The organism is Flavobacterium hercynium (genome assembly GCF_002217285.1).
In the GTDB taxonomy this organism is placed as follows: domain Bacteria; phylum Bacteroidota; class Bacteroidia; order Flavobacteriales; family Flavobacteriaceae; genus Flavobacterium; species Flavobacterium hercynium.
Map to the genome: position 1 here is coordinate 23,713 of NZ_MUGW01000049.1, position 9,008 is coordinate 32,720.

At 35.1% G+C, this 9,008-nt stretch carries 7 protein-coding genes; 2 read left to right on the forward strand and 5 right to left on the reverse strand.

All coding sequences use genetic code 11. The features are described 5' to 3' along the window. Positions 1 to 49: 49 nt before the first annotated feature. A complete protein-coding gene (gene kdpB, locus B0A66_RS19195) occupies positions 50 to 2,083 on the reverse strand; it encodes a potassium-transporting ATPase subunit KdpB (RefSeq protein WP_089051481.1) in 2,034 nt (677 codons plus the stop codon). A gap of 73 nt (positions 2,084 to 2,156) precedes the next feature. Here kdpB and B0A66_RS19200 point away from each other — a divergent pair, with 73 nt between their 5' ends. Continuing rightward, the gene (locus tag B0A66_RS19200; RefSeq protein ID WP_089051482.1) at positions 2,157 to 2,525 is read left to right on the forward strand and encodes a four helix bundle protein; all 369 of its coding nucleotides are present in this window, start codon (positions 2,157 to 2,159) and stop codon (positions 2,523 to 2,525) included. A 94-nt stretch (positions 2,526 to 2,619) separates the two neighbouring features. On the opposite strand, the gene kdpA is transcribed toward B0A66_RS19200, so the two are convergent. From kdpA to B0A66_RS19220, 4 genes are all read right to left on the reverse strand, one after another. After that, the gene (gene kdpA, locus B0A66_RS19205; protein ID WP_089051483.1) at positions 2,620 to 4,338 is read right to left on the reverse strand and encodes a potassium-transporting ATPase subunit KdpA; all 1,719 of its coding nucleotides are present in this window, start codon (positions 4,336 to 4,338) and stop codon (positions 2,620 to 2,622) included. Between the two features lie 136 nt (positions 4,339 to 4,474). Further along, entirely contained in the window at positions 4,475 to 4,552 is a 78-nt protein-coding gene (gene kdpF, locus B0A66_RS19210) for a K(+)-transporting ATPase subunit F (protein ID WP_089051488.1), read from the reverse strand. Positions 4,553 to 4,766: 214 nt separating this feature from the next. Then, entirely contained in the window at positions 4,767 to 5,048 is a 282-nt protein-coding gene (locus tag B0A66_RS19215) for a DUF7674 family protein (RefSeq protein ID WP_089051484.1), read from the reverse strand. A gap of 261 nt (positions 5,049 to 5,309) precedes the next feature. Then, entirely contained in the window at positions 5,310 to 6,650 is a 1,341-nt protein-coding gene (locus B0A66_RS19220; RefSeq protein ID WP_089051485.1) for a sigma-54-dependent transcriptional regulator, read from the reverse strand. A 281-nt stretch (positions 6,651 to 6,931) separates the two neighbouring features. Here B0A66_RS19220 and B0A66_RS19225 point away from each other — a divergent pair, with 281 nt between their 5' ends. Further along, a complete protein-coding gene (locus tag B0A66_RS19225; protein WP_089051486.1) occupies positions 6,932 to 7,933 on the forward strand; it encodes an LLM class flavin-dependent oxidoreductase in 1,002 nt (333 codons plus the stop codon). Positions 7,934 to 9,008 lie beyond the last annotated feature (1,075 nt).

Genomic DNA, 9,008 nt, shown 5'->3' on the forward strand with positions numbered 1-9,008 from the left:
TCTATGTGTTTTTGATTTCGTCATTTCACATTTTACAAATCACATTTCACTAAATAAAAAGAGTTACTATTAAATCAATTAATTTAATTCCGATAAAAGGCACGATCAATCCGCCCAGGCCATAAATCAAAAGATTTCTTTTTAAAATAGCACTAGCGCCAATAGGTTTATAATCGACACCTCTCAACGCAAGCGGAATCAAAATCGGAATGATAATCGCATTAAAAATCACAGCCGATAAAATCGCACTTTCAGGACTATGCAAATGCATAATATTTAAACCTTGCAGAGCAGGAATAGCAGAAATAAAAAGTGCTGGAACAATTGCAAAATATTTAGCCACATCATTTGCGATAGAAAAAGTAGTAAGCGTGCCGCGAGTCATCAAAAGTTGTTTTCCAATTTCAATGATTTCAATAAGTTTAGTTGGATCGTTATCAAGATCGACCATATTGCCCGCCTCTTTAGCCGCCTGAGTTCCACTATTCATGGCCACACCAACATTTGCTTGGGCAAGGGCAGGAGCATCATTAGTTCCGTCACCCATCATAGCCACCAGTTTGCCCAGTTGCTGTTCGTTTTTAATATAGTTCATTTTATCCTCAGGTTTTGCCTCGGCAATAAAATCATCAACGCCGGCAGCTTCTGCAATAAACTTCGCCGTAAGCGGATTATCTCCCGTAACCATTACCGTTTTTACACCCATTTTTCGCAAACGGTCAAAACGTTCTTTCATTCCCGTTTTTATAATATCCTGCAATTCGATAACACCCTGAACCTGATTATTTTTAAGCACCACCAATGGTGTTCCGCCTTTAGACGAAATCGCAATTACCTGTTCCGCAATATCTTCCGGAAAAGAATTTCTAGCCTGAAGCGTAATATTTTTGGCAGCATCCTGAGCCCCTTTTCGAATATTAGTTCCATCTTTTAAAATCACACCCGAAGTTCTCGTTTCAGCAGTAAATTTTATCAGCGTAGCACCGTCAATAGATAACATATTGGCAACATCGGCTCCAGCCAATTCTACAATACTTTTTCCCTCCGGAGTATCATCCGCCAAAGAACTCAACACAGCCGATTCTATAAAAGCAGCTAATGAAACACCTTGAGCAGGATAGAAATTTGTAGCCTTTCTGTTTCCAATCGTAATAGTTCCGGTTTTATCCAACAGTAATACATCAATATCTCCGGCAGTTTCAACCGCTTTTCCCGATTTCGTAATCACATTGGCACGCAAAGCCCTGTCCATACCCGCAATTCCAATAGCAGAAAGTAAACCGCCAATAGTAGTAGGAATCAAACAAACAAACAAAGCGATAAAAGCAGCAATTGTGATAGGAGTATTAGCGTAATCCGCAAACGGTTTTAAAGTCACACAAACAATCACAAAAATCAGTGTAAAAGCAGCCAGTAAAATAGTTAAAGCAATTTCGTTTGGTGTTTTTTGGCGGCTGGCACCTTCGACTAAAGCAATCATTTTATCCAGGAAACTTTCTCCAGGTTCAGATGTTACAATTACCTTAATTCGGTCAGACAATACCTTTGTACCCCCCGTTACGGATGATTTATCACCTCCAGCTTCACGAATAACAGGAGCACTTTCACCAGTAATAGCACTTTCATCAATAGTAGCTAAACCTTCGATAATTTCCCCATCAGTAGCAATTAAATCGCCCGCCTCGCAAACGAAAATATCACCTTTTTTCAATGCCGAAGAACTAATATTTTTAATTTCTCCGTTAGCTAAAATTTGCCTTGCTGGAGTTTCTTCGCGTGTTTTTCTTAAACTATCAGCCTGTGCTTTTCCTCTGGCTTCTGCAATTGCTTCCGCAAAATTGGCAAATAACAGCGTAGCGAATAAAATTAAAAATACAATCAGGTTATAAACAAAACTACCCTGATCCTGTGCTCCAAATAAAATGGAGATACAAACAGCAAACATTATAGCAGTTCCTATTTCTACGGTAAACATTACCGGATTTTTAATCATCATTTTTGGATTCAGCTTCACAAAAGATTGCACAAGTGCCTCTTTTACCTGTTTGCTTTCAAACAATGAATTCGATTTATTAGTAGTCATTTTTAGTATGTTAAATGTTATATGTTATATGTGAAATGTCATACGATTTAATAAATTCGTAAATAAATAAAGTATGAAACCACATAAAAAATTGAACTCCTGGATTAAAAGTTTTGAATTTGTCAAGGAGATTTATTTAGTTACAAATCAGTTTCCCTCTGAAGAAAAATTTGGAATAACATCACAAATTAGAAGAGCTTCAATTTCTGTTCCTGTTAATATTGCTGAAGGCGCTGCAAGAAAAGGTTTAAAAGAATTTATCCATTTTTTGCATATTTCATTAGGATCTTTATCTGAACTTGACACATTAATTTTATTGAGTAAAGAATTGAATTTTATTAATGACGAAAAATGTGAGGAACTGATTGGAAAATTAGACATCATTGGAAAACTTATTTATGGTTTAATTAAAAATCTTGAGAACAGACTGGAAAACAATTAACTGTATTTGTGAAAATGTAATGATGAGATGTAAAATGTGATGTATTTAGATTCTATATTCATTTTACCCTTTTACATCTCACTTTTCACATTTCTCACATTGTAAAGTACTCAGCTAATGGACCAAGTGCCAACGCAGGAAAGAAAGATAGAGCTGCAATAATTGCGATTACGGCAAAAACCATTACACCAAAAATAGAAGTGTCTGTTTTTAAAGTTCCGGCACTTTCCGGAATATATTTTTTGCCAGCCAATAACCCTGCAATCGCAAGCGGGCCCACAATCGGAATAAATCGGCTTAACAGCAATACAATTCCCGTAGTGATATTCCAAAACGGATTATTATCACCTAAACCTTCAAAACCAGAACCATTATTGGCAGCACTAGAAGTATATTCATATAACATTTCAGAAAAACCATGATGTCCGGGATTGTTCAGCCAGCCAGTTGCATTTCCGTTAAACCAATAGCCCATTGCAGTATCATGAGCAGCAAAGTAAGAAGCCAGCGCAGTTCCTGATAATATTAAAAATGGATGTAGAATAGCAATAAAAGCAGCAATCTTAACCTCTCGGGCTTCAATTTTCTTTCCTAAAAACTCAGGCGTTCTGCCCACCATTAATCCTGAAATGAATACAGCCAGAATAATAAAAATGTAGAAGTTCAAAATTCCAACACCACAGCCGCCATAAAAAGCATTAACCATCATCGCTAATAATTGCATAGCACCAGAAACAGGCATCGAACTATCGTGCATACTATTTACAGAACCGGTAGAAATTACAGTTGTAGCAATACTCCAAAAACCTGAAATAGCGGGGCCAAAGCGAACCTCTTTTCCTTCCATAGCTCCCGTATTTTGTGCGATTCCCATTTTTTCAATAGCAGGATTTCCATTCATTTCGCTCATTACCGTAGGCACAACAAGTAATAAAAAGCCCACCGTCATAACACCAAAAATCACATAAGACAATTTTCTTTTGTTCAGGAAAAAGCCCAAGGCAAAAATCATAGCAAACGGAACAATTAATTGCGACCATAATTCAACAGCATTCGTTAAATAAGTAGGATTTTCTAAAGGATGTGCCGAGTTAGCACCAAAAAAACCACCACCATTTGTTCCCAAATGTTTAATAGCAACAAATGCAGCTGCAGGTCCACGGGAAACTTCTACCTGATCACCTTGTAATGTCGTAATAGCATCTTTACTATCAAAGTTCATTGGAGTACCGCTAAAAACTAAAATACTAGCAACAATAATCGAAAGAGGCAATAAAATACGAGTACAGCTTTTGATGAAGTAATTATAAAAATTACCCAAATGCTCCGTCGTTCTTTCTTTCATAGCTGTAAAAATCATCGCAGCAGCAGCCATTCCAACACCAGCAGAAACAAATTGCAGAAACATTAGGAACATTTGTGATAAGTACGAAACACCGCTCTCACCAGAGTAATGCTGCAAATTACAATTCACAACAAACGAAATAGCAGTGTTAAACGCCAGATCCGGACTCATAGACGGATTGTTGTCAGGATTTAGAAACAAGGAACCCTGAAAGAGTAAAATAAAAAAGCAAAGAAAGAACCAAATCATATTAATGCTCAAAAGAGCTTTTAAATGTTGCTTCCAGTTCATTTCCTCAGTAGCATTAATACCACTGATTTTAAAAATAAATTTTTCAATTGGATTGAAAATAGCGTCAAGAAATGTTTTATCTCCCAGATAAACCTTAGCAATATATTTTCCTAATGGAATAGCTAAAACGATCGAAATGATAAAAATACTAATGACGCCAAATAATTCTGTATTCATAATTTTGAGATTATTTTGTTGTGAAATGTGAATTGTAAATTGTAAAATGAGAAATGGGATTCGTAAAAGGATAAAAATGAATGCAACAGATATCTAACTTTTCATTTTACATAAAAACATTTTACGTCTTACATTCTTAGAATTTTTCAGGTTTAATTAATACATAAACCAAATAGCCAAAAACGCCGATGGAGATAATAAAGAGTGCAGTCATGATTTAGATTTTTTCAAAAAATTCAACAGATTTAAAACAAATAGCAAAAAGCAAAACAGCCAATGCGAGTAAAAGAAAAGTGATTAACATAAGAGGGGTAATTTTAGATTTTAGAATGTAGATTTTTTAACCAATAGACAATCAGTAGATTAAATGATTCAACAAATAACAAGTGAAACGATTCAACGATTAAACAAATAACCAATTCACCGACCTACACTCCTGAGGTATTAATCTGTTTTATGTATTCTGCTTTAAGCGTTTGAGGAAAAAGATGTGAAATATTGCAGTGACGCATTTCCATAAAGGAAGAAACAGAGAAAATGTACACGTTAGAAATAGCATTTTTTGTTTCCATGCTTCCGCTAATAAATAAGCGTTCAGCAAGAGCCAGACATTTTTTTGCCCGTACAATGTTTCCCGAAATAATAGATTTTTTAGTAATCTCAGCAAAGCGATCCGCTTGTTTGTAAATTGAGGTAACTTGATTTTTCATTTTGAATGAATTTTTGTGTTCTCCCCTCTTATGCCAAAAGTTAGACCGAAAAAGCAAAATAGTACTTAAAGCGTTGTCAGTGATGTAATTACGATTTTTTGCCAAAATTTAGGCACAAAAAAAGCCTATCAAAATGATAAGCTTTTATTAAAATGATAAGATTTTACTAATTATAAATTGCTATCGCAATCCTGCAAGGTTTTCAAAGCCTTGTAGGTAATCTAAATAAACCAAAACTGCGCAGGAGCTGATATACTCAAATTATAAGTGATATTCTTCGAGTTTTCTATATAAAGTAGCAATTCCAATTTCAAGTAAGCGTGCAGTTTCAGCTTTATTTCCTTTAGTATAATTTAAAACCTTTTGAATATGCAGTTTTTCAACACTTTGCATTGAAAAAGCCGACATAGATTTAGTAGGCTTTTCACTTTGATGCTGCATTTCATAAGGCAAAACATCCGAAGTCAAAATATTTTCACTACTCAAAATCACAGACCTTTCAATAACATTTTTAAGTTCCCGAATATTTCCCGGCCAGGAATAGTTTTCTAATTTCAATAGAAAATCATCCGTAATATCCAATTTCTTTTTATTGATTTTTTCAGAGAATTGCTGAACAAAATAGTGCGTGATAGGAGCAATATCTTTAATTCTTTCGCGAAGAGGCGGAATCTTTATTTCAAAAATATTCAAACGAAAATACAAATCCGAACGAAAACGGTGTTCATCGCTTTCTGTTTTCAAATCTCTGTTTGTCGCCGCAATTAACCTAAAATTTGATTTTTTTGGAGTAGTATCACCAATCGGAATATATTCGCTGGTTTCCAAAACGCGTAATAATTTGGCTTGCAATTCAATAGGCATTTCCCCAATTTCATCCAAAAACAAAGTACCGCCATTAGCCTCTTCAATAAAACCTTTTTTATCTTTCAGTGCTCCCGTAAAAGCACCTTGTTTATGACCAAAAAGCTCACTTTCCAGAATGGCTGCACTAAACGTGCTGCAATTTAACGCAACAAATGATTTTCCAACCCGATTACTATTCTCATGAATCGCCTGAGCAAAAACCTCTTTTCCCGTTCCCGTTTCACCCGTAAGTAATACAGTCGAATCCGTTTTAGCTACTTTTTTCGCCAGATCAATAACCTGCTCAATTCCTTTAGACTTTCCAATTATCGTGTCAAAAGAATATTTATCACCAATGCGTTTCTCCAGTTGTTTAACCTTTTTTTGCAAATGCACCTTTTCAACAGCCTTGTATAAAAGCGGAATAATCTTGTCATTATCATCGCCCTTTACAATATAATCAAAAGCTCCGTTTTTCATAGCCTGAACACCATCCGTAATATTTCCAAAAGCCGTTAATAAAACAACTTCAATCAGCGGAAAACTTTCTTTAATGTTCTGTAGAAAATCGACACCATTGCCATCAGGTAATTTTACATCACATAAAACAACATCAACATCCGTTTGTTCCAGCTTCTTAAAGCCGGATTTCAAATCTTTAGCTTCAATAACCTCAAAACCTTCAGATTTTATAATGCGTGCTAGTAGACTTCTAAGTTTTTCTTCGTCGTCTATAATTAAAATTTTGTGTGTCATTGTAGAGAAAAGGCTAAGCCGAAGTTAATTTTCTGATACAAATTTAAGTTTTAAATCATTCAACTTTTTTGATTGATAGGAAATTCTTGGAAAAATAATTTTCATCATAAAGTTGAAGCTTCAACTATGAAATTAACTTTTAAGCTCTTTAATTTCGATATTTCAATTTAGAATAACGGCATTAAAATATCTAACAGTGGTAAATTTTATAAATCTATTAACATCAAAGAAGTTATGCTTTGTATGAAATGAATTAATTTTGCATAAAAGTTATTACATATATGAAAGACCCAATTTCAATTTCAATATTAGAATTAGCTATAATTACACAAGATAGCAACGCAAGCGAAACATTTCAAAAAACCAAAGAGATAGCACAACTTGCAGACAATATAGGTTATAAACGCTTTTGGCTGGCAGAACACCACAATATGGCACACGTTGCCAGTTCTGCAACAGTTGTATTAATTGGCTTTATCGCAAGTCATACAAAAGACATTCGCGTAGGTTCTGGTGGAATCATGTTGCCAAATCATTCCCCTCTAGTAGTAGCCGAGCAATTCGGAACATTAGAAACGCTTTACCCAAACCGAATCGATTTAGGATTAGGAAGAGCACCCGGAACAGATCAAGCCACTGCAGAAGCAATTCGCAAAGACTTTTTCGAGCAAGCCCAGCGTTTTCCTCAAAATGTAAGCAAGTTGCAGGATTATTTCTCAAAAGAAAATGATACAGCAAAAGTACGTGCATTTCCTGCCGAAGGAACAAATGTTCCCATCTGGATTCTGGGTTCAAGTATGGAAAGCGCAGCGCTTGCAGCCGCTTACGGATTGCCGTATGCTTTCGCTGGACATTTTGCACCGCGACAAATGATACAAGCATTCGAATTTTACCGCGAAAACTTTCAGGCTTCCGCAGTTTTAGACAAACCCAAAACAATGGCATGTGTAAATATTATAGCAGCAGATACCAATGAAGAAGCCGAAACACTTTCAACAAGTTTGTATCAAATGTTTTTAAACCTAATCCGAAATGATCGTAAAGGTTTACAGCCACCAGTTCCTTCATTAGACGATATCATGAACGAGCAAGAACGTTTTCATGTCGATCAAATGACAGCCTGTACTTTTATAGGAAACAAAGAACAGCTAAAAATCGATCTTAAAAAATTTATCGATTACGCAAGAGTCGACGAGTTAATGGTAACAAGTCCAATCTTCGATCATGAAGCAAAACTAAAAAGCATCCACATAACAAAAGAAGTAATAGATAGTATAAATTAACCTATATATAAAGGAACAGATCATCTATACTATATATATGTATAAAGATTAAAATCAAAAACCCGAAAGCTTGCAAAAGCGACTCGGGTTTTTTTGTACCTATATATAAGGAGTCAACAACCTGCAAGGTTTTCCAAACCTTGTAGGTTTAACTAAGTGTAGTGTATCAAGTATTATATAAAAAACAATAACCGACGACGTTTCCAAAAAACTATTAAGTCTAACTTATCAATTAATATTAGTAATAAGTGAATATAGCATATATAAGTAGCAACAACCTACCAGGTTTGCAAAACCTGTTAGGTTTAAGAATCAAAGTAAAGTTTTAAATGTTTAGCTATTAAAGTTAAAGTATATTTTTCAGGAGCTATTTCCCGCTGTCCGCTACAAACGAAGTTCACTGAACTCCGACTAAAATAAAAGCTAGGTGAAGTAATCTTTGTCTTTTTAAAGAAAAAAGCCAAAGGATTTCCACTTCCATCGGGGCTAGGGCAGCAGTGTAGCAAAGAACAACAATAAAAAGAAGAAAAGACAACCTTTGCGTCTTAGCGCCTTCGCGTGATTAAAAGAAATCCAGGAGCAACAGAACCAAAAAGCCAAAGGATTTCCACTTCCATCGGGGCTAGAGGAGCCAGTGTAGCCAAGAACAACAATAAAGACAACAATAAAAAAAGAAAAAACCTTTGCGCCTTAGCGCCTTTGCGTGAGATAAGAAATCATTAATAAAAGAAACAAACCATTGCCAAACCAACAAACCGGCACGTTTTAAAACCTCAAAAATTGAGAAAACAGAAATGACCCTCTCAAAAATCCTACAATTACTAAAATAGCAGAAATTATAAGTTTTGCATTACCAGTGAGTTAAGAAAAAGTTTTAAAAAAGATGTAAATTATGTAACAAAAAGTATTGTAAATGTAAATAAAGGGTGTAGTTTTGCACCCGCAATAAGGACAAACGTTCACTGAAATACTGACAAGCAGCTAAATCAAAGTTGAAAATTTATTTTCAAAAAAAGATTTAAAAAAGCTTGTGAGATTTGAAAACAGATGTTACCTTTGCACCCCGCAAAACACG